Source organism: Pseudomonas umsongensis, from assembly GCF_012647205.1.
In the GTDB taxonomy this organism is placed as follows: domain Bacteria; phylum Pseudomonadota; class Gammaproteobacteria; order Pseudomonadales; family Pseudomonadaceae; genus Aquipseudomonas; species Aquipseudomonas umsongensis.
Window position 1 is genome coordinate 1,000,600 of the sequence record NZ_CP051487.1, and the last position, 21,150, is coordinate 1,021,749.

At 60.6% G+C, this 21,150-nt stretch carries 17 protein-coding genes; 10 read left to right on the forward strand and 7 right to left on the reverse strand.

Annotated elements, in window-relative coordinates:
- Positions 1-10: 10 nt before the first annotated feature.
- On the forward strand, positions 11-1,564 hold the full coding sequence (gene garD, locus HGP31_RS04355) for a galactarate dehydratase (protein WP_168757236.1): 1,554 nt from the start codon (positions 11-13) through the stop codon (positions 1,562-1,564).
- A gap of 170 nt (positions 1,565-1,734) precedes the next feature.
- Entirely contained in the window at positions 1,735-2,676 is a 942-nt protein-coding gene (locus HGP31_RS04360) for an AEC family transporter (RefSeq protein WP_020796621.1), read from the forward strand.
- On the opposite strand, the gene HGP31_RS04365 is transcribed toward HGP31_RS04360, so the two are convergent.
- The 7 genes from HGP31_RS04365 to gatC all read right to left on the reverse strand — a co-directional run bounded on the left by HGP31_RS04365 (position 2,673) and on the right by gatC (position 9,636).
- Entirely contained in the window at positions 2,673-4,160 is a 1,488-nt protein-coding gene (locus HGP31_RS04365) for a PhoPQ-activated pathogenicity-related family protein (RefSeq protein ID WP_240963520.1), read from the reverse strand. The two genes, HGP31_RS04360 and HGP31_RS04365, sit on opposite strands and share 4 nt — an antisense overlap.
- Positions 4,161-4,407: 247 nt before the next feature.
- Complete coding sequence (locus HGP31_RS04370) at positions 4,408-4,779, reverse strand: carboxymuconolactone decarboxylase family protein (RefSeq protein ID WP_020796623.1); 372 nt, start codon at positions 4,777-4,779, stop codon at positions 4,408-4,410.
- Positions 4,776-5,837 (reverse strand): calcium/sodium antiporter, encoded by a 1,062-nt coding sequence (locus HGP31_RS04375; RefSeq protein WP_020796624.1) that lies wholly within the window; start codon positions 5,835-5,837, stop codon positions 4,776-4,778. The genes HGP31_RS04370 and HGP31_RS04375 overlap by 4 nt, the downstream gene beginning before the upstream one ends.
- A 50-nt stretch (positions 5,838-5,887) precedes the next feature.
- Positions 5,888-6,259, reverse strand: coding sequence for a septal ring lytic transglycosylase RlpA family protein (locus HGP31_RS04380; protein ID WP_020796625.1), 372 nt, complete (start codon positions 6,257-6,259; stop codon positions 5,888-5,890).
- Between the two features lie 165 nt (positions 6,260-6,424).
- Positions 6,425-7,870, reverse strand: coding sequence for an Asp-tRNA(Asn)/Glu-tRNA(Gln) amidotransferase subunit GatB (gene gatB / locus HGP31_RS04385; RefSeq protein ID WP_020796626.1), 1,446 nt, complete (start codon positions 7,868-7,870; stop codon positions 6,425-6,427).
- Between the two features lie 10 nt (positions 7,871-7,880).
- Positions 7,881-9,332 (reverse strand): Asp-tRNA(Asn)/Glu-tRNA(Gln) amidotransferase subunit GatA, encoded by a 1,452-nt coding sequence (gene gatA / locus HGP31_RS04390; RefSeq protein ID WP_020796627.1) that lies wholly within the window; start codon positions 9,330-9,332, stop codon positions 7,881-7,883.
- 16 nt (positions 9,333-9,348) lie between these two features.
- On the reverse strand, positions 9,349-9,636 hold the full coding sequence (gatC, locus tag HGP31_RS04395) for an Asp-tRNA(Asn)/Glu-tRNA(Gln) amidotransferase subunit GatC (RefSeq protein WP_008054345.1): 288 nt from the start codon (positions 9,634-9,636) through the stop codon (positions 9,349-9,351).
- A gap of 211 nt (positions 9,637-9,847) precedes the next feature.
- Here gatC and mreB point away from each other — a divergent pair, with 211 nt between their 5' ends.
- The 8 genes from mreB to tldD all read left to right on the forward strand — a co-directional run bounded on the left by mreB (position 9,848) and on the right by tldD (position 21,134).
- Complete coding sequence (gene mreB / locus HGP31_RS04400; protein ID WP_002555108.1) at positions 9,848-10,885, forward strand: rod shape-determining protein MreB; 1,038 nt, start codon at positions 9,848-9,850, stop codon at positions 10,883-10,885.
- A gap of 141 nt (positions 10,886-11,026) precedes the next feature.
- Positions 11,027-12,160, forward strand: coding sequence for a rod shape-determining protein MreC (gene mreC / locus HGP31_RS04405; RefSeq protein ID WP_080725290.1), 1,134 nt, complete (start codon positions 11,027-11,029; stop codon positions 12,158-12,160).
- Positions 12,160-12,651 carry a rod shape-determining protein MreD gene (gene mreD / locus HGP31_RS04410; protein WP_008054347.1) on the forward strand — a complete coding sequence of 164 codons (492 nt, stop codon included), beginning with the start codon at positions 12,160-12,162 and terminating at the stop codon, positions 12,649-12,651. The genes mreC and mreD overlap by 1 nt, the downstream gene beginning before the upstream one ends.
- 32 nt (positions 12,652-12,683) lie before the next feature.
- Positions 12,684-13,280 (forward strand): Maf family protein, encoded by a 597-nt coding sequence (locus tag HGP31_RS04415; protein ID WP_033040138.1) that lies wholly within the window; start codon positions 12,684-12,686, stop codon positions 13,278-13,280.
- Between the two features lie 48 nt (positions 13,281-13,328).
- Complete coding sequence (gene rng / locus HGP31_RS04420) at positions 13,329-14,786, forward strand: ribonuclease G (protein ID WP_020796631.1); 1,458 nt, start codon at positions 13,329-13,331, stop codon at positions 14,784-14,786.
- A gap of 75 nt (positions 14,787-14,861) precedes the next feature.
- Positions 14,862-18,665 (forward strand): YhdP family protein, encoded by a 3,804-nt coding sequence (locus tag HGP31_RS04425; RefSeq protein ID WP_168757237.1) that lies wholly within the window; start codon positions 14,862-14,864, stop codon positions 18,663-18,665.
- 159 nt (positions 18,666-18,824) lie between these two features.
- Positions 18,825-19,673, forward strand: coding sequence for a carbon-nitrogen hydrolase family protein (locus tag HGP31_RS04430; protein WP_020796633.1), 849 nt, complete (start codon positions 18,825-18,827; stop codon positions 19,671-19,673).
- 18 nt (positions 19,674-19,691) lie between these two features.
- The gene (gene tldD, locus HGP31_RS04435; RefSeq protein WP_020796634.1) at positions 19,692-21,134 is read left to right on the forward strand and encodes a metalloprotease TldD; all 1,443 of its coding nucleotides are present in this window, start codon (positions 19,692-19,694) and stop codon (positions 21,132-21,134) included.
- Positions 21,135-21,150 lie beyond the last annotated feature (16 nt).

Genomic DNA, 21,150 nt, shown 5'->3' on the forward strand with positions numbered 1-21,150 from the left:
GAGCGGCGTCATGCAGTTGATTGAACATTCCGATTCGCCGCGCTACATCCGCCTGCACGAGCGAGACAACGTGGTGATCGTGGTCAATGACCAGGGGGTGCCGGCCGGCACCGAGTTTTCCGATGGCCTGGTCACCGTCGACTTCGTGCCACAGAGCCACAAGGTCACCCTGGAGGACATTCCCGAGGGTGGCCAGGTGATTCGTTACGGGCAGGTCATCGGCTACGCCCTGCAGCCGATTCCCCGTGGCAGTTGGGTCAAGGAAGATCAATTGCGCATGCCGACCGCGCCGCCGCTGGACAGCCTGCCGCTGTCCACCGAGGTGCCGGCCGCGCAGGCACCGCTTGAAGGCTTCACCTTCGAGGGTTATCGCAACGCCGACGGCACCGTCGGCACGCGCAACATTCTGGGTATCACCACTACGGTGCAATGCGTCACCGGCGTGCTGGATCACGCGGTCAAGCGCATCAAGGAAGAGCTTCTGCCCAAGTACCCGCACGTCGATGACGTGGTGGCGCTGACCCACAGCTATGGCTGTGGCGTGGCGATCACCGCCACCGACGCCGACATCCCGATTCGCACTGTGCGTAACCTGGCGCGCAACCCGAACCTGGGTGGCGAAGCGCTGGTGATCAGCCTGGGTTGTGAAAAATTGCAGGCCGGGCAGGTGATGCACGAGGGCGATGCCTCGGTGGATCTGAGCGAGCCGTGGTTGTATCGCCTGCAGGATTCCAGTCACGGTTTTACCGAGATGATCGAGCAGATCATGGAGCTGGCTGAAACCCGTTTGAAGAAGCTCGATCAACGTCGCCGGGAAACCGTGCCCGCGTCCGAGCTGATCCTGGGCATGCAGTGTGGCGGCAGCGACGCGTTTTCCGGGATTACCGCCAACCCGGCGCTGGGCTATGCCTCGGACCTGTTGTTGCGTGCGGGTGCGACGGTGATGTTTTCCGAAGTCACCGAAGTGCGCGATGCGATCTACCTGCTGACCTCCCGTGCGCAAACCAAAGAAGTTGCCCAGGAGCTGGTACGGGAAATGGACTGGTACGACCGTTACCTGGCCAAGGGCGAAGCGGACCGTAGCGCCAACACCACGCCGGGCAACAAGAAGGGCGGTTTGTCGAACATTGTCGAGAAGTCCCTGGGTTCGATCGTCAAGTCCGGTAGCAGCGCCATCACGGGTGTGCTCGGCCCAGGCGAACGGTTCAAGGAAAAAGGCCTGATTTTCTGCGCGACCCCGGCCAGTGACTTTGTCTGCGGCACGTTGCAGTTGGCGGCGGGCATGAACCTGCACGTGTTTACCACGGGCCGCGGCACGCCTTACGGGTTGGCCATGGCGCCGGTGGTGAAGGTATCGACCCGGACCGAACTGGCGCAGCGCTGGCCGGATCTGATCGACATCGACGCCGGGCGTATTGCCACCGGGCGCGCATCCATCGAGGAACTTGGCTGGGAGTTGTTCCACTACTACCTGGATGTAGCCAGTGGCAAGCAGCAGACGTGGGCTGAAAAGCACAAGCTGCATAACGACATCACGTTGTTCAACCCGGCGCCGATTACGTAATAAGATCGTTCCCATGCTCCGCGTGGGAATGCAGTCAGGGACGCTCTGCGTCCCAAAGCGTGACGCGGAGCGTCACAAGAGGCATTCCCACGCAGGGCGTGGGAACGATCCGGGTGAAAGTGGCTTATCATTAGCCTCCTAACGACGCCCACCTCAAGGTCCTCCCCGGCATGCTGGCAATTTTCCTCGAAACCCTGAACATCACCGCACCGGTGTTCGCCATGCTGTTTCTGGGGGTGTTGCTCAAGCGCATCGACTGGATCAACGACAACTTCATTCACACCGCCTCGTCCCTGGTGTTCAACGTCACCATGCCGGCACTGCTGTTTCTGGGCATCCTGCACGCCGACTTGCACGCCGCATTGCAACCGGCCCTGCTGATCTACTTCTCCCTCGCGACCCTGGTGTGCTTTGCCATCGCCTGGGGCTGGGCGATCTTCAGGTGCCCGCGTGAAGACCGGGGGATCTACACCCAGGGCGCTTTTCGCGGTAACAACGGGGTGATCGGCCTGGCACTGGCCGCGAGCATGTACGGCGACTACGGGATATCCCTCGGGGCGATCCTGGCGGCGCTGGTGATTCTGTTCTACAACACCCTCTCGACCATTGTGCTGGCGGTGTACAGCCCGGTAATCAAGTCCGATCCATGGAGCATCTGCAAAAGCGTGATCAGTAACCCGCTGATCATCAGCGTGATTGCGGCCGCGCCCTTTGCTTACTTCAAGATCAGCTTGCCGGGATGGCTGGAGACGTCCGGCCAGTATCTGGCGCAAACCACCTTGCCGTTGGCGTTGATTTGCATCGGCGGCACGCTGTCACTGGCGGCGATGCGCAAAAGTGGCTCGATGGCGCTCAGTTCAAGTCTGTTGAAGATGCTCGGCCTGCCAATCCTGGCGACCCTGGGCGCGTGGCTCTGGGGCTTTCGCGGTGCGGAGCTGGGGATTCTGTTCCTGTACTTCGGCAGCCCGACCGCCGCCGCCAGTTTCGTCATGGCCCGGGCAGCGAATGGCAATCATGAACTGGCGGCGGCGATCATTGTGCTCACCACGCTGATGGCGGCGGTGACCACCAATGTCGGGATCTTTTTGTTGCAGTGGGGGGGCTGGATTTAGCGCTTGGCCAGGTCGGGTAGGGTTTTACACGTGGGCCCGTTCTCTGGAGGGGCAGCGGTCGGGTAGTGCTCAGGCATGATTTGCACCGGTGTGGTGACGACAAAACCATCGGCGAAGGTCGCCTCTAGAAATGTCGCAGCCCAGCCCTGCTCGGGTATTTCCATATGCACCTGTGCCTGCAACGGGGTGGAAGGGGTGATATGCAGGGGCTGATAGCGAATTGCGCAAGCATCCCGGAAGTCTCGCGCCGTCGGATTCACGGCGGTCCACTGAGTCACCTGGGCAGGCGGCTCGCTGAACTGCAACGAAACGGATTTGCCGGTGCCGTGGGTTGTTGTGCTAGTCGTCATGGAGGGTAGCGGGCGATTTTGCTGCCATCGGTTGACTACGGTAATAAGCGAGCTTTCAACGAATTGCCGAATCCCGCCGTGGCTGGAATTGGGAGCGACCCGTAGGCTTTTCGGCCCGGGCAGACGGTCGAAATAGAAGTCTGTGTTATCTGGAACGAAAAAGTCATCACTACTGGCGTTGACGATGTACTTCGCAATTGACAGCCGCTCGGCATAGGCGCTGTCCAGATAAGCCAAGGGGTCCTCGATGGTCATCAGTTTCTGGAAGTTTTCGCTGTGCCGCCTCTGGATCACCTCTTCACGGTGATAGTCATAGAATGCCAGCGGCCAGTTTTTTCCAAAGGTTTGAAAGGTATGTTCGAACACTTTGTCTGAGCCGAGAATATCAATGACAAAGGGTACGACCGCGTTGACGCGCTCATCCGCAATAGCGGTGAGCCAGGCCACCCAAGCGCGTTTCGACAAGCCACTGGCGATGAATCGTTCGACTTTCCAAGGTTTGAGTTCTTTCTGGGCAAGGTCCATCGCCTTGACCATGGAAGCCATCATCGGCAAATGAACGGACATGTAGGGGCGCGCTTCGGGATTTTCGAGAAATAACTTCCAGCTATGGGCGACGCTTGAGTCTTCTGTACGGGCAATCCCGTCGTCGGCGTAAGTGAGATATTGATTGGGGATATTACTGAGAGAGATGACGATTGTCCGAGTTCTACGTGCAACTTCCAGGGCCATGGATTGAGTGAAATCCGTAGGTTCAGTTTCGACCTTGTTTCCAGCGGGAATATTGGTGCCGTTATTCGCTACCAATATTGCTTGCTCAAGGTTGGCATTATGCGGGATATAAATATCGACACTATGTTTCCATTGTTTCGGACTGACTAGCCCTTCGGGTGACCACTGCTGAGCCGAAAGCTCAAAGCTGCGCCTTTCTACGCCCGGAAAGAGTTGAATGCCTTTTGCAGCGTAGAGTAATGGCTTTGACGCTTCCTGGTTTTTGTAGCAATTTAGCACTTCGCTGAAATCTTGGATTGGTACTGAGCACCTGTCTACTAAGGTTTCGGCATGTGCAGCGGGGCTTGCCAGTGCAAGGGTTATCAGTATGTTCTGGACCGTGGCAAAAAAGGCGGGTCGCATTGAATCTTCTCGCTTGTTTCAAGTTGTTTAGGAATTGCTGTGACGATTTTTTTTTTTGCGATGGGAGAAGATTGTCTTTGTATTATCGATATGGAAAGGTTTTTCGGGCGTGTTATTTTTCGAGATATTTATATTTGGAAAGTATCGGTGCAAATATGCATCCGTCGGATTTCAGGCAGTCGAAAACATTCGACGGGGCGCCGCAGTCAATTACGTTCCCGTCGAACGAAGTTTTAAACGAGGAGGGTTACTGATATTGCTCGATAACTTCCTGCGCCGCCCGAAACGCATCAATCGCCGCTGGGACACCGGCATACACCGCGCAATGCAGTAGCGCTTCGCGTATCTCTTCCACGGTGCAGCCGTTGTTCAGCGCGCCGCGCACGTGGCCTTTCAATTCCTGCGGGCACTTCAGCGCCGTCAGCGCTGCGAGCGTGATCAGGCTGCGGGTTTTCAAGGGCAGGCCTTCGCGATTCCAGACTCCGCCCCAGGCATGTTCGTTGACGAAATCCTGCAGCGGCTGGGTGAACTCCGTAGCGTTGCCCAGTGCGCGGTCGACAAAGGTGTCGCCCATCACTTGGCGACGTACTTCAACGCCGGTTTTCTTGTTCTCGGTCATGGCAATTCCCTCTTATGGTGTTGGCGACGCCAGGCGCGCAATGACGTGAACAACAAGAACGCCACGAGCGCTGGCAGGACGAAAAACAGCATCAGGTGTTCAAGCTTGCCGGCCAGCGGCATGCCGGTGGTGAACGACACCACGTGCAGTCCGTAAGCCAGGTACAAGCCCAGGAACAGCAGGCCTTCGGCGCGGGTCACGCGGTAACCGGAATAGAACACCGGCAGGCATAGCACCGCGACGCCAAGCATTACCGGCAGGTCGAAATCCAGGGCGTTTGGCGATACCGACAGCGGCGCTGGCGCGACTAACGCGGTCAGGCCCAGCACACCCAGGAGGTTGAACAAATTGCTGCCAATCACGTTGCCCACGGCAATATCACGCTCGCCGCGCATCGCGGCGATCAACGAAGTGGCGAGCTCAGGCAGTGATGTGCTGACAGCGACGATGGTCAGGCCGATGATCCGCTCCGACAGCCCAAGATCGGTGGCGACCGCAACGGCAGCCCCCAACAGCAGGTGCCCGGCGTACACCAGCATCGCCAGCCCGGCGATAATCATCAGCAGGCTGCTCAGCCATGGCGCCTGGCCGTTGTGCTCATGGCTCGAAACCGGGCGCGCCGAATGCCGTGACTGGCGCAGCAACAAGCCCAGGTAAATCGCCAGTGCCATCAACAGCATCACGCCGTCGGCACGGGTCAGTTCTTCATTCCAGGCGAGTACGAATACCAGCAGGCTGGCGCCGATCATCAGGGGAATATCCAGGCGCACCAGTTGGCGTGACACCCGCAACGGGATGATCAGCGCCGACAATCCGAGGGTGACGAGGATGTTGAAAATGCTGCTGCCGATCACACTGCCGACGGCAATGTCGGCGTTGTGCGCCAAGGTGGCTTGCAAGCTGACCGCCATCTGCGGTGCGCTGCTGCCGAGGGCGACGATGGTCAGGCCGATGATCAGTGGGCGTACATGCAGGCGTGCTGCCAGGCGCACGGCAGCGCGCACCATCAGTTCGGCGCCGGCGATCAGCAACGCCAGCCCGCTGAGCAATTCAATCACGCTGATCAGGGGTAAATCGGCTAGTCCGAAAATGGTCGGGGCTCCGTCGGTCAGTCGAGGGCTTGCACGCGAACCCGCGCGGTGCCGCTCTTGAGCATGCCCAGTCGTTCGGCGGCTTCATGGGACAAATCAATCAGGCGGCCACGGGTGTGCGGGCCACGATCATTGATGCGCACTACGCAGGATCTGTCGTTTTTCAGGTTGGTGACCTTCACCCGTGTACCGAAGGGTAGCTGGCGATGGGCGGCGGTCAGGGAATTCTTGTCGAAACGCTCGCCACTGGCGGTGCGTTTGCCTTGGTGTTTGGCGCCGTAATAGGAGGCAACGCCGGTTTTGTCATAGCCGTGCGGGTCGACGGTGTCGGTGCTGGCGCAACCGGCGAGCAGGGAGAGCAGGGCGCAAAGTCCAAGTAGGCGCTTCATAGAAGTTTTCCCGAAACAAAAAGTGAGAGCGACGGTGCGGCGATCCGACCTGCTCGCGAATGCCAATCTGACAGTCAATTTTGTGTTGAGTGCCAAACCCCATTCGCGAGCAGGCTCGCTCCCACAGTAAAATGGAGCCAGATTTTAGAGCTGGCTCCATTCCGGTCAGCCTTCGAGCTTGCTTTTCAGCAGTTCGTTGACCTGTTGCGGGTTGGCCTTGCCTTTCGATGCCTTCATGGCTTGGCCGACGAAGAAGCCGAACATCTTGCCGCGCTTGGCTTCGTCTGCCGCGCGGTATTGCTCGACCTGCTCGGCATTGGCCGCGAGCATTTCGTCCAGCACCGCCGAGATCGCGCCGGTGTCGGTCACTTGCTTGAGGCCGCGCTTTTCGATGATCTCGTCTGCGCTGCCTTCGCCGTTGGCCATGGCTTCGAACACCACCTTGGCGATCTTGCCGGAGATGGTGTTGTCCTTGATGCGCAGCAGCATGCCGCCCAGTTGCTCGGCCGAAACCGGCGACTGCTCGATATCCAGGCCTTGCTTGTTGAGCAGGCTGCCCAGTTCAACCATGACCCAGTTGGCCGCCAGCTTGGCGTCGCCGCCGATGCTCGCGACCTTCTCGAAGTAGTCGGCTTGTTCGCGGCTGGTGGCCAGCACGCTGGCGTCATAGACCGACAGACCGAATTGCTCCTGGAAACGCTCGCGTTTCTGCGGTGGCAATTCGGGCAGGGTGGCGCGCACGTCGTCGAGGAACGAGTTTTCGATCACGACAGGCAGCAGGTCCGGATCGGGGAAGTAACGGTAGTCGTTGGCTTCCTCCTTGCTGCGCATCGGACGGGTTTCGTCCTTGTTCGGATCGTACAGGCGGGTCTGCTGGATCACCTTGCCGCCGTCTTCGATCAGCTCGATCTGACGCTGGATTTCGCTGTTGATCGCCTTCTCGATGAAGCGGAACGAGTTGACGTTCTTGATCTCGCAGCGCGTACCGAACTCGACCTGGCCCTTTGGACGGATCGATACGTTGCAGTCGCAACGCAGCGAACCTTCGGCCATGTTGCCGTCGCAGATGCCCAGGTATCGCACCAGTGCGTGGATCGCCTTGACGTAAGCCACGGCTTCCTTGGCGCTGCGCATGTCTGGCTCGGAAACGATCTCCAGCAGTGGCGTGCCCGCGCGGTTCAGGTCGATGCCGGTGGCACCGTTGAACTCTTCGTGCAGGCTCTTGCCGGCGTCTTCTTCCAGGTGCGCGCGGGTGATGCCGACACGTTTGACCGTACCGTCTTCCAGGGCGATGTCCAGGTGGCCCTTGCCGACGATCGGCAATTCCATCTGGCTGATCTGGTAGCCCTTGGGCAGGTCCGGGTAGAAGTAGTTCTTGCGTGCGAACACGTTGTGCTGGCCGATCTCGGCGTCAATCGCCAGGCCGAACATCACCGCCATGCGCACCGCTTCCTGGTTCAGCACCGGCAGTACGCCGGGCATGCCCAGGTCTACGAGGCTGGCCTGGGTGTTCGGCTCGGAACCGAAGGTGGTGGAACTACCGGAAAAGATTTTCGACCGGGTGGTGAGCTGGGTGTGAATCTCCAGCCCGATCACGACTTCCCATTGCATGTGTGTCTCCTCAGAAGCCGGTTGGGGTGCGGGTGTGCCAGTCAGTGTTCAACTGGTACTGGTGCGCAACGTTGAGCAAGCGGCCTTCCTGGAAATACGGAGCGAGCAGCTGCACGCCTACTGGCAAACCATCGACAAAACCGGCCGGCATCGACAGGCCTGGCAGGCCGGCGAGGTTGGCGGTGATGGTGTAGACGTCTTCCAGGTAGGCAGCGACCGGGTCGCTGTTCTTGGCGCCGAGCTTCCAGGCCGGGTTTGGCGTGGTTGGGCCGAGAATGATGTCGACCTCGTTGAAGGCCGCCATGAAGTCGTTCTTGATCAAGCGACGAATCTTCTGCGCCTTCAGGTAGTAGGCGTCGTAGTAGCCGGCGGACAGGGCGTAGGCGCCGACCATGATGCGGCGCTGCACTTCTGTGCCGAAACCTTCGCCACGGGAGCGCTTGTACAGGTCTTCCAGGTTTTTCGGGTCTTCGCAGCGATAGCCGAAGCGCACGCCATCGAAACGCGACAGGTTGGAAGAGGCTTCCGCCGGGGCGATCACGTAGTACGCAGGAATCGCGTGCTGCATGTTTGGCAGGCTGATTTCCTTGATCACGGCACCGAGCTTTTTCAGCTCTTCGACGCTGGCCATCACCAGGTCGGCGATGCGCGGGTCGAGACCGGCGCTGAAATACTCTTTCGGCACGCCGATGCGCAGCCCTTGCAGCGAACCGTTGAGGCTGGCGCTGTAGTCCGGCACGGGTTCATCGATGCTGGTCGAGTCGTTCGGATCGAAGCCGGCCATACCTTGCAACAATATTGCGCAGTCTTCGGCAGTGCGCGCCAACGGACCGCCCTGATCGAGGCTGGACGCGTAGGCGATCATGCCCCAACGCGATACGCGACCGTACGTCGGTTTCAGGCCTGTGAGGTTGGTCAGCGCCGCTGGCTGGCGGATCGAACCGCCGGTATCGGTGCCAGTGGCGGCAGGCAACAGGCGAGCGGCCACTGCAGCCGCGGAGCCGCCGGAGGAACCGCCCGGCACGTATTCCAGGTTCCACGGGTTTTTCACCGCGCCGTAGTAGCTCGACTCGTTGGCCGAGCCCATGGCGAATTCGTCCATGTTGGTCTTGCCCAGGGTCACGGCCCCGGCAGCGGCCAGCTTGGCGACGACGGTGGCGTCGTACGGTGCCTTGAAGTTGTCGAGCATCTTCGAGCCGCAACTGGTGCGGATGCCCTGGGTGCAGAACAGGTCCTTGTGGGCGATCGGCGCACCCAGCAGGGCGCCGCTCTCACCATTGGCCCGGCGGGCATCAGCGGCTTTCGCCTGCGTCAGCGCCAGGTCTTCGGTGAGGCTGATGAAGCTGTTGAGCTGCGGGTCGAGCTGGGCGATGCGCGCCAGCAGGACTTTGGTCAGCTCTTCGGAGGAAAACTTTTTATCGGCGAGTCCGCGGGCGATCTCGGCCAGAGTCAATTGATGCATTGCAGGCTCTTTCCCTTTAGTCGATGACTTTCGGAACCAGGTACAGGCCGTTTTCGACCGCTGGTGCGATGGACTGGTAGGCCTCGCGATTGTTGCTTTCGGTCACGACGTCTGCACGCAGGCGCTGGCTGGCTTCCAGTGGGTGGGCGAGCGGCTCGATACCATCGGTATTCACCGCCTGCATTTCGTCGACCAACCCGAGAATGCTGTTGAGGGCCGAAGTGATGTGTGGAAGATCGGCATCATTGAGGCCAAGGCAGGCCAGATGAGCGATTTTTTCCACGTCGGAGCGTTCAAGCGCCATTGGGATTCTCCAGTGGAAAACAAGACGGACGGCGTCCGTGTGTTAGATTGTCGGAACACTACCGCACTTCTACGGTCATATGGCCGCGATTGTGGGGTTTGGTGCACAGAAAAACGGCCAATTTAACATATTGGCGCCTTGCCCAAAATCCCTGTCGTTGTTAGAGTTTGCCGCACTTTTTTACCCACGCGTTGCCTAGGGTCCCTTTCCCATGTTCAAGAAACTGCGTGGCATGTTTTCCAGCGATCTTTCCATTGACCTGGGCACTGCCAACACCCTTATTTACGTGCGTGAGCGCGGTATCGTCCTGAATGAGCCATCGGTTGTGGCCATTCGGACACACGGTAACCAGAAAAGTGTCGTTGCTGTCGGCACCGAAGCGAAGCGCATGTTGGGCCGTACGCCGGGCAATATTGCTGCCATTCGTCCGATGAAAGACGGCGTGATCGCCGACTTCAGCGTCTGCGAGAAGATGCTGCAGTATTTTATCAACAAGGTTCATGAAAACAGCTTCCTGCAGCCTAGCCCTCGAGTGCTGATCTGCGTCCCATGCAAGTCCACCCAGGTTGAACGTCGCGCCATCCGTGAATCGGCGCTCGGTGCCGGTGCCCGTGAAGTGTTCCTGATCGAAGAGCCGATGGCTGCTGCGATCGGTGCCGGTTTGCCGGTTGAAGAAGCCCGCGGTTCGATGGTCGTGGATATCGGTGGCGGTACCACCGAAATCGCGCTGATCTCGCTGAATGGCGTGGTCTATGCCGAATCCGTACGGGTAGGTGGCGACCGTTTCGACGAAGCGATCATCACGTATGTGCGTCGCAACTACGGCAGCCTGATCGGTGAGTCCACTGCCGAGCGCATCAAGCAGGAAATCGGTACCGCTTACCCGGGTGGCGAAGTTCGCGAAGTCGACGTTCGTGGCCGCAACCTGGCCGAAGGCGTTCCACGCGCATTCACCCTGAACTCCAACGAAGTGCTCGAAGCGCTGCAAGAGTCGCTGGCGACCATCGTTCAGGCCGTGAAGAGCGCGCTGGAGCAGTCGCCGCCGGAGCTGGCTTCCGACATCGCCGAGCGTGGCCTGGTGTTGACCGGTGGTGGCGCCTTGCTGCGTGACCTCGACAAGCTGCTGGCACAGGAAACCGGCCTGCCGGTGATCGTTGCCGAAGACCCGTTGACCTGCGTTGCTCGCGGCGGTGGCCGTGCATTGGAAATGATGGATAAACACACCATGGACCTGCTCTCCAGCGAATAAGTCGCCGGATCGCCTCTATGCTGTGAGCGCGCAGGCGGCACTTTGCAGTGCTGCCTGTTCGCGTTTATCTTCTGTCGTCTGCATCCAGGCCGGTTTGATGCCGTATGAATAAAGAGAACATTTGCCTGGGAGGAGCGGCTTATTAAACCGCTTTTCACCAAGGGTCCCTCACTGGGCGTGCGCTTGTTGGTGCTGGTCGTGCTGTCGGTCGCGCTGATGGTGGTCGATGCCCGCTTCACACTGCTCAAGCCAGTGCGTAGCCAGATGTCGCTGGTGTTGATGCAGTCTTACTGGATCACCGACCTGCCGCAGCGGCTATGGCAGGGTGTGGCCAGCCAGTTTGGCAGCCGCACCGAACTGATCGCCGAAAACGAAAAGCTCAAGAGCGAAAACCTGCTGTTGCAGGGGCGCATGCAAAAGCTTGCCTCCCTTACCGAGCAGAACGTTCGGCTGCGCGAGTTGCTCAACTCTTCGGCACTGGTGAACGAAAAGGTCGAAGTGGCTGAGTTGATCGGCATGGACCCCAACCCATTCACCCATCGCATCATCATCAACAAGGGTGAACGCGACGGCGTGGTGCTCGGGCAGCCGGTGCTCGATGCCCGTGGCCTGATGGGCCAGGTGGTCGAGTTGATGCCCTACACCTCCCGGGTCCTGCTGCTGACCGATTCCACCCACAGCATTCCGGTGCAGGTCAACCGCAACGGCCTGCGCGCCATTGCCAGCGGCACCGGCAACCCGGAACGCCTCGAATTGCGCCACGTGGCCGATACCGCCGATATCAAGGAAGGCGACCTGTTGGTCAGCTCCGGCCTGGGCCAGCGTTTCCCGGCAGGTTACCCGGTGGCGACGGTCAAGGAAGTGATCCATGACTCCGGCCAGCCGTTCGCCATTGTTCGCGCCGTACCGACCGCCGCCTTGAACCGCAGCCGTTATTTGCTGCTGGTGTTCAGCGACACTCGCACTGCCGAGGAGCGCGCCAACGACGCTGCCCAGGCCCAGGAAAGCCTGGATGCGCAGGGTGGGGGGCCGATCATTCCGGCGACCGTGCCGAGACCGGCGGTTGTACCGGCAGCAGTCGCGGCTCCGGCTGTTCCGGCGACGCCAGCGGCTACTCCGGCGGTCACGACCCCGGCCAAGCCTGCCGCCAAACCCACCACGACTGCACCCGCCAAGCCACCGGCGACACAACCCGCTGTCGTCAAGCCCGTTGCTGTCAAGCCTGCTGCCAAACCGCCTGTCTCCGCACCGGCTACCACTGGGGGACGAGAATAATGGTCGGTGTCACAGCTTCTCGAAACGGCTGGATCGTCTGGCTGACATTTGCCGTCGGCATGTTGCTCAGCGTATCGCCGCTGCCGCAATTCATGGAGATCCTGCGCCCCCTGTGGCTGGCCTTGCTGCTGGCGTTCTGGGCACTGGCGCTGCCGCAGAAAGTCGGGATGGTCACCGCCTGGTGCCTGGGCTTGGCCGAGGACGTGCTGTACGGCACGCTGCTGGGCCAGAATGCATTGATCCTGACGCTCATCACCTACCTGGTGCTGGCGCTGCAACAACGCCTGCGAATGTTCCCGATGTGGCAGCAGAGCCTGGTGATCCTGGTGATCTTCGGCCTCGCCCAGCTGGTGCAACTATGGCTCAGCGCCTTGACTGGCAATCGTCAGCCAACCCTGGCCCTGGTATTGCCGGCACTGGTCAGCGCGTTGCTCTGGCCCTGGGTCAGCTTCGGTTTGCGCGGATTGCGTCGACGCTACAAAATCAATTAATTCGTTCGGGCATTAGACAGGGAGAGGTCTTGATGAAACGGTTGTACCTCGCCTCTGGCTCACCGCGTCGGCGTGAACTGCTCACGCAGATCGGCGTGCCGTTCACCGCCATCAGCGCGGATATCGATGAAACCCCTTTGAATCATGAATCCCCGTCGGCCTATGTCGAGCGCCTGGCGCGTGGCAAGGCCGAGGCCGGACGCGGCGCAGTCGCGTCTGATGCGTCCTGCTGCGTGCTCGGTGCAGATACCGCCGTGGTGCTTGATGGAAAAATTCTTGGCAAACCGGTTGATGAAGGCGACGCGTGCGCCATGCTGAAGATGTTGTCCGGGCGCGAGCATCAGGTCCTGACCGCGATAGCGCTGCTCGATTTTGATCGTTGCGAGTCGTTGGTGGTCACCAGTCACGTACGTTTTCGTGAAATCAGCCCAGATGAAGCGGCGGCCTACTGGGCCAGCGGTGAACCTCGGGACAAGGCCGGTGGCTACGGCATTCAAGGGCTGGGCGCAGTGTTTGTCGCCGGGCTCACTGGGAGTTACTCGGCGGTGGTTGGACTGCCGCTGTGCGAAACCGCGCAACTGCTCGGCCATTTCGGCATACCCTGTTGGCAACCCAATAACGCACGCTAAGCGTCGTACCCGGCCATTATTGTGAACATGCCTGAACGAGACCCTGCCATGAGTGAAGAGATCCTGATCAACATCACGCCGATGGAATCGCGCGTGGCGGTGGTCGAAAACGGTGTCCTGCAAGAAGTTCATGTCGAGCGCACGCAAAAGCGCGGGATCGTCGGCAACATCTACAAAGGCAAGGTCGTGCGGGTATTGCCCGGCATGCAGGCGGCGTTCGTCGATATCGGCCTGGACCGCGCCGCGTTCATTCATGCATCCGAAATCTCCTTGCGTGAAGGTCCGGCCGTCGAGAGCATCAGCGCGTTGGTGCACGAAGGCCAGAGCCTGGTGGTGCAAGTCACCAAGGACCCCATCGGCTCCAAAGGTGCGCGCCTGACCACGCAGCTGTCGATTCCTTCTCGTTACCTGGTGTACATGCCGCGCACCGCCCACGTCGGTATTTCGCTGAAAATCGAAGACGAGGCCGAGCGCGATCGCCTCAAGCAAGTGGTCACCGATTGCGTGGCCAAGGAAGGCATCAAGGAAGCGGGCGGGTTCATCCTGCGCACGGCCGCCGAAGGGGCCGGTGCCGATGAAATCCTCATGGACATCCGCTACCTGCGCAGGCTATGGGACCAGATCAGCGAGCAGATCAAGACCATCAGCGCGCCGAGTGTGATCTATGAGGACCTCGGCTTGGCGCTGCGCACGCTGCGCGACCTGGTGAGCCCGAAGATCGAGAAGATTCGCATCGACTCCCGGGAAACTTTCCAGAAAACCACGCAGTTCGTCGCCGAATTGATGCCAGAGATCGCAGATCGTCTGGAGCACTATCCGGGCGAGCGACCGATTTTCGACCTGTACGGTGTCGAAGATGAAATCCAGAAGGCCCTTGAGCGCAAAGTCCCGTTGAAGTCCGGCGGTTATCTGGTGGTCGACCCGGCGGAAGCCATGAGCACCATCGACGTCAACACCGGTGCGTTCGTCGGGCATCGCAATCTTGAAGAAACCATCTTCAAGACCAACCTCGAAGCGGCGACCGCCATTGCCCGACAATTGAGGCTGCGCAACCTGGGCGGGATCATCATCATCGACTTCATCGACATGGAGGATGAAGAACACCAGCGCCAGGTCCTGCGCACGCTCGAGAAGCAACTGGAGCGCGACCACGCCAAGACCAACATCATCGGCATCACCGAGTTGGGCCTGGTGCAGATGACTCGCAAGCGCACCCGCGAAAGCCTCGAACAGGTCCTGTGCGAGCCGTGCACCAGTTGCCAGGGGCGCGGCAAGCTGAAAACCCCGGAAACCATTTGCTATGAAATCTTCCGCGAAATCCTGCGTGAGGCTCGCGCCTATCAGGCGGAAGGCTATCGTGTATTGGCGAACCAGCGGGTTGTCGATCGTCTGCTCGATGAGGAGTCGGGTAACGTCGCCGAACTTGAAGTATTTATCGGGCGCACCATCCGATTCCAGGTCGAAACCATGTATTCCCAGGAACAATACGACGTCGTGCTGCTCTGAACTGCTTCGTCCTGAATTTTCCTGAATGGCTGGCCTCAGCTTTCTGCAGAACTTTTGCCATGGGAGCCACCTGACATGGAGCGTCTGACACGCATATTGGCCGCACTGACCCGCTGGGGTCTGGGCCTGTGCGCGTTGGTTTTGGTGGTGATGGCGTTGTACGTCAGCCTGGGCCGGGAACTGGCGCCGTTGGTGGCCGAGTACCGTGGCGAAGTCGAAACCAAGGCCAGCGAGGCCTTGGGCATGCCCCTGCAAATCGGCGAGCTGAAAGGCAGCTGGAGTGGCTTCGCGCCCATTCTGTCGGCTCACGACGTGACCGTAGGCGAGGGGGCCAACGCCCTGCACCTGGAAAACGTGCGGGCTGTCCCGGACCTGTGGGAGAGTCTGCTGGCCCGCGAGGTGCGCATCGCCAATCTGGAACTCAATGGCCTGAAGATCAGCCTCAAGCAAGGCGATGACGGCGCGTGGGCGCTGGAAGGCTTGCCGGTCAAGGACGATCAGCCATTTGAGCCGGAGCAGCTACTCAATCGCATGCAAATGATCCAGCAACTGTCGGTACTCGACAGCCAGGTCACGTTGCAGCCTTGGGGAGAATCGCCGCTGACCCTGACGTACGTTGGCGCGACGCTGAAAACCGGCGCATCCCGCCAACGACTCGATGCCCGCTTGACCCTGCCCGATGGCCAGCCATTGGCCTTGAGTGTGCGTACCCGTATTCGAGCCAGCCAGTGGCAGGACGGCGAGGCGCAAGTCTATGTGAGCTTGCCGCAAAGCGACTGGTCGAAATGGTTGCCCGAAACCCTGACCCAGCAGTGGAATTTCTCCGAACTCAAGGCGGGTGGCGAGCTGTGGGCAACCTGGGGCAAAGGCGCCTTGCAAAGCGGCGCCGTGCGGTTGAATGCGCCGCAATTCAAAGGGGCCTATGCCGAACGCAAGCCGATCCAGATCAACAACCTGGCGCTTAACGGTTATTTCCAGCGCAGCGCCGAGGGCATGCTGGTAACGGTTGACTCCCTGGCCATGAACCTTGGCGAGACCCGCTGGGAATCACGACTGCAATTGAAGCAGGTCACGGCCTCGGACCAGACGCAAAACATCTGGCATCTGCAAGCCGACCGTCTCGACCTGACACCACTCACGCCGGTGCTCAACGCCCTGGCGCCATTGCCGGAAGGGGTCGCCACGGTGGTCGAGCGGCTCAAGGTCACCGGTGGGTTGCGCAACGTGCTGATCGACGTGAAGCCCAATGCCACCGATGACAGCCGGTTCAGCTTCGCAGCCAACCTTGATCGCGTCGGCTTTGACGCGTATCACGGTGCCCCAGCGGCACGTAATGTCACGGGCAGCATCAGCGGCGACCTTGGCCATGGCGAGTTGCGCATGGACAGCAAGGATTTCATGCTGCACCTGGACCCGATTTTCGCCAAGCCATGGCAATACATCCAGGCCAACGCGACCTTGACCTGGAAGCTCGACAAGGAAAGTTTCACGCTGATCGCGCCGTACCTGAAGGTGTTGGGCGAGGAAGGCAAGATTGCCGGCGACTTCTTGATCCGCCTGTTTTTCGATGAGGCACGGGAAGACTACATGGACCTGCGGGTTGGTCTGGTGGACGGCGACGGTCGCTACACCGCCAAATACCTGCCGACCGTCCTCAGCCCGGCGCTGGACGAATGGCTGCGCACGGCGATTCTCAAAGGTGCGGTGGATCAGGGATTCTTCCAGTACCAAGGCTCGTTGAACCACGGCGCAGAGGAAACGGCACGCAGCATCAGCCTGTTTTTCAAGGTCCACGATGCCGAGCTGGCGTTCCAGCCTGGCTGGCCGCATGTCAGCAAGGTCACGGGTGACGTATTCGTTGAAGACAGTGGCGTACGGATTCTGGCCAGCAAGGGGCAATTGCTCGACACCCAGGTCCGCGATATCTACGTCAACATTCCCCATGTGCCCGCCGGGCAAAACAGTCACCTGTTTCTCGACGGTGCGTTCGCCGGTGGATTGGGTGATGGCCTGAAAATCCTCAAGGAAGCGCCGATAGGCACTGCCGAGACTTTCGCGGGTTGGGAAGGCGAGGGCGATCTGCAAGGCAAACTGAAGCTGGATATTCCGCTGGCCAAGGGCGAACAGCCCAAGATCCTGGTTGACTTCAAGACGGCAAAGGCCCGTTTGAAACTGCCCGAGCCCCCCCTCGAGCTGACTCAGCTCAAGGGTGACTTCCGTTTTGACAGCAGCAAAGGCTTGAGTGGGCAGAACATCAGTGCGCGCGCCTTCGATAAGCCGGTCACTGCGCAAATTTTCGCCGACGGTCGTGAAGGCAAGCTCAACACCCGGGTCACCGCTTCCGGGCAGGTCGAAGTCAAGAAGCTCAAGGATTGGCTGGGCGTGACCCAGCCGTTGCCAGTGAGTGGCGTTATCCCGTACCAACTGCAACTGACCCTGGATGGTGCCGATAGCCAATTGATGGTCAATTCCAGTCTCAAGGGTGTGGCGGTCGATCTGCCGGCGCCCTTTGGCCTGGCGGCGGATGTCGGGCGCGACACTTCGTTTCGCATGACCCTGCAAGGAGCGGAGCGGCGCTACTGGGCAAATTACGGGGAGCTGGCGAGCTTCACGTTTGCTGCACCGGCCGGCAATTTTGCCGGCGGTCGCGGTGAATTGTTTCTCGGCAATGGCACGGCCGCGCTGCCCGGGGCCAAGGGTTTGCGCATTCGTGGCGTGCTCTCGGAACTGGATGTCGGCCCCTGGCAGGACCTGGTGAGCAAGTATGCCGGCCAAGACCCCGGTGGCAACGCCAAGCAGTTGCTCAGCGGAGCGGACATCAAGGTCGGCAAGCTCAGCGCCTTGGGTACCACCCTGGATCAGGCGGTGGTGCAGCTGACGCGCAAACCGTCCTCGTGGGCCCTGCAACTCGACAGCCAGCAGGTCAAGGGCGCCGCCAGCATCCCCGATGCCAAGGCTGCGCCGATGGTGATCAACCTGCAAACGGTGCGCCTGCCCGCCCCGGACCCAAAGGTTCTGGCCGACGAAAACTCGCCGGATCCCCTGGCCTCGGTGGACCCGACCAAGATCCCGGCGTTGGATATCATCATCAATCAGTTGTATCAGGGCAACGACCTGGTGGGCGCCTGGTCGCTGAAGGTGCGTCCGACGGCCAGGGGTATCGCGCTCAACTCGCTGGACATGGGCCTCAAGGGCATGTTGTTGCAAGGCAGCGGCGGATGGGAAGGTCCACCTGGTGCCAGCACCAGTTGGTACAAGGGGCGGATCAGCGGCAAGAACCTGGCGGATGTCCTCAAGGGCTGGGGCTACGCGCCGAGCGTCACCAGCCAGGAATTTCACATGGATGTCGACGCCCGCTGGCCGGGCTCGCCGGCATGGATGGGGACCAAGCGTCTCTCTGGCACCCTCGATGCGTCGCTCAAGGAAGGCCAGTTTGTCGAGGTCGAAGGCAGTGCCCAGGCGTTGCGTGTATTTGGCCTGCTCAACTTCAACTCCATTGGCCGCCGCTTGCGCCTGGACTTCTCCGACCTGTTCGGCAAAGGCCTGAGCTATGACCGGGTCAAGGGCCTGCTGGTGGCGACCAACGGGGTGTACGTGACACGGGAGCCAATCCGCCTGACCGGTCCATCGAGCACCATTGAGCTCGACGGCACCCTGAATATGGTGGCCGATCAGATCGATGCGAAACTGCTGGTGACCCTGCCAGTGACCAACAACCTGCCCATCGCCGCGCTGATCGTCGGCGCACCGGCGATCGGTGGGGCACTGTTCCTGATCGACAAGTTGATCGGTGACCGTGTGGCGCGCTTCGCCAGCGTGAAGTACACCGTCAAGGGACCGTGGAAAGAACCGAAAATCACCTTCGACAAGGCTTTTTGACGCCATCCTCCAAACCTATGGAGTAGCATGGCCTTAACTCCACTGTAGGAGCTGCCGCAGGCTGCGATCTTTTGATCTTGATCTTAAAAGCAACATCAAAAGATCGCAGCCTGCGGCAGCTCCTACAGGTATGCGTTGGTATCCGATCAGGGAAAGGCCATGTCTGTAGCGGTAATTCAAATGGTCAGCCAGAGCGATGTGCTGGCCAACCTGGCCCGGGCGCGTCAGTTGCTGGAACAAGCGGCCGTGGGCGGTGCGAAATTGGCTGTGCTGCCGGAAAATTTCGCCGCCATGGGCCGGCGCGACATCGCCGACATCGGTCGCGCCGAGGCGTTGGGCGAAGGCCCGATCCTGCCCTGGTTGAAACAGACGGCCCGCGACCTCAAGTTATGGATTGTGGCGGGCACCTTGCCGTTGCCGCCGGTGGATCAACCGTCGGCCAAGGTGCATGCCTGCTCGTTGCTGGTTGACGACCAAGGCGAAACGGTCGCTCGCTACGACAAGCTGCACCTGTTTGACGTGGACGTGGCAGACAATCGCGGCCGTTATCGCGAATCCGATGACTATGCTTATGGCAGCGGGATAGTGGTTGCGGATACGCCGGTCGGCCGAGTCGGCCTGACGGTTTGTTATGACCTGCGCTTCCCGGAGCTCTACAGTGAATTGCGTGCTGCCGGCGCGGAACTGATTACCGCGCCGTCGGCTTTCACCGCCGTAACCGGCGCCGCGCACTGGGATGTGCTGATTCGTGCGCGAGCCATCGAAACCCAGTGTTATGTGCTCGCGGCCGCCCAGGGTGGAACGCATCCGGGGCCAAGGGAAACCTGGGGACACGCGGCAATCGTCGACCCATGGGGACGGGTGCTGGCACAACAGGGTCAAGGCGAGGCCGTGCTGCTGGCCGAACGCGATAGCAGCGAACAGGCGTCCATCCGGGCGCGGATGCCGGTGTCCAGTCACCGGCGCTTTTTCTCGCAGGGCGCCCAGCGGCCTGCCTCAGAACGATGAATTTAAGGCGTAAAGCATATGAGCGAGTTGTTGTCCTCAGTCAGTGAGCACCTCCTGGCACCCGGTGGCGTAACGATCGAAAGCCTGCAAGGTGTGCTTGGCGACCTGGCCGGCCCTGGCATCGATGCCGCCGACCTGTATTTCCAGGGGCAGATTTCCGAGTCCTGGGCGCTGGAAGACGGCATCGTCAAGGAAGGCAGCTTCAACCTCGACCAAGGGGTTGGTGTTCGCGCGCAATCCGGTGAGAAGACCGGTTTTGCCTACAGCAATGCCATCACCCTGGAAGCCTTGGGCGCGGCTGCCCGAGCCGCCCGGTCGATCTCCCGGGCCGGACAGAATGGCACCGTGCAAGCGTTCACCACCCAGGATGTGGCGCAGTTGTACGGGCCGGACAATCCGCTGGAAGTGCTGACCCGTGCCGAGAAAGTCGACCTGCTCAAGCGCATCGATGCCGCCACCCGTGCCCTTGATCCGCGTATCCAGCAAGTCACCGTGAGCATGGCCGGGGTCTGGGAGCGGATCCTGGTGGCGTCCACCGATGGCGGCCTGGCGGCGGATGTCCGGCCACTGGTGCGCTTCAACGTCAGTGTGATCGTCGAACAGAACGGCCGTCGCGAACGCGGTGGTCACGGCGGTGGCGGGCGTACCGATTACCGTTATTTCCTGGCTGAAGATCGCGCCATGGGTTATGCCCGTGAAGCGTTGCGCCAGGCGCTGGTCAACCTGGAAGCCATTCCGGCGCCGGCCGGAACCTTGCCGGTGGTGCTGGGCTCCGGCTGGTCGGGCGTGCTGCTGCATGAAGCGGTCGGCCACGGCCTGGAAGGCGACTTCAACCGCAAGGGCAGTTCGGCCTACAGCGGGCGCATGGGCGAGATGGTGGCGTCCAAGCTGTGCACCATCGTCGATGATGGCACCTTGGCCGGTCGTCGTGGCTCCTTGAGCGTTGACGACGAAGGCACGCCAACCGAGTGCACCACACTGATCGAAAACGGCGTACTCAAGGGCTACATGCAGGACAAGCTCAACGCCCGCCTGATGGGCGTAGCCCGCACCGGTAACGGTCGTCGCGAATCTTACGCGCACCTGCCGATGCCGCGCATGACCAACACCTACATGCTGGCCGGCGAAAGCGACCCGCAAGAAATCATCGCGTCGGTGAAGCGCGGCATCTACTGCGCCAACCTCGGCGGCGGCCAGGTGGACATCACCAGCGGCAAGTTCGTGTTCTCCACCAGCGAGGCGTACCTGATCGAAGACGGCAAGATCACCGCCCCGGTCAAAGGCGCGACGTTGATCGGCAACGGCCCGGAGGCCATGAGCAAGGTGTCGATGGTCGGCAATGACTTGGCGCTGGACAGCGGTGTGGGGACGTGTGGCAAGGATGGTCAGTCGGTGCCGGTGGGTGTCGGCCAGCCAACGCTGAAGATTGATGCGATCACCGTGGGTGGCACGGGCGCTTAGGCACATACATCCCCCT

Coding starts and splice junctions, on each gene's coding strand:
- gatC (WP_008054345.1), bottom strand. CDS start 9,636: ATGGCGCTTGAACGCTCCGACGTGGAAAAAATCGCTCATCTGGCCTGC.
- mreB (WP_002555108.1), top strand. CDS start 9,848: ATGTTCAAGAAACTGCGTGGCATGTTTTCCAGCGATCTTTCCATTGAC.
- HGP31_RS04415 (WP_033040138.1), top strand. CDS start 12,684: ATGAAACGGTTGTACCTCGCCTCTGGCTCACCGCGTCGGCGTGAACTG.
- gatA (WP_020796627.1), bottom strand. CDS start 9,332: ATGCATCAATTGACTCTGGCCGAGATCGCCCGCGGACTCGCCGATAAA.
- garD (WP_168757236.1), top strand. CDS start 11: ATGCAGTTGATTGAACATTCCGATTCGCCGCGCTACATCCGCCTGCAC.
- tldD (WP_020796634.1), top strand. CDS start 19,692: ATGAGCGAGTTGTTGTCCTCAGTCAGTGAGCACCTCCTGGCACCCGGT.
- HGP31_RS04370 (WP_020796623.1), bottom strand. CDS start 4,779: ATGACCGAGAACAAGAAAACCGGCGTTGAAGTACGTCGCCAAGTGATG.
- HGP31_RS04365 (WP_240963520.1), bottom strand. CDS start 4,160: ATGCGACCCGCCTTTTTTGCCACGGTCCAGAACATACTGATAACCCTT.
- mreD (WP_008054347.1), top strand. CDS start 12,160: ATGGTCGGTGTCACAGCTTCTCGAAACGGCTGGATCGTCTGGCTGACA.
- HGP31_RS04380 (WP_020796625.1), bottom strand. CDS start 6,259: ATGAAGCGCCTACTTGGACTTTGCGCCCTGCTCTCCCTGCTCGCCGGT.
- rng (WP_020796631.1), top strand. CDS start 13,329: ATGAGTGAAGAGATCCTGATCAACATCACGCCGATGGAATCGCGCGTG.
- HGP31_RS04430 (WP_020796633.1), top strand. CDS start 18,825: ATGTCTGTAGCGGTAATTCAAATGGTCAGCCAGAGCGATGTGCTGGCC.
- HGP31_RS04425 (WP_168757237.1), top strand. CDS start 14,862: ATGGAGCGTCTGACACGCATATTGGCCGCACTGACCCGCTGGGGTCTG.
- gatB (WP_020796626.1), bottom strand. CDS start 7,870: ATGCAATGGGAAGTCGTGATCGGGCTGGAGATTCACACCCAGCTCACC.
- HGP31_RS04360 (WP_020796621.1), top strand. CDS start 1,735: ATGCTGGCAATTTTCCTCGAAACCCTGAACATCACCGCACCGGTGTTC.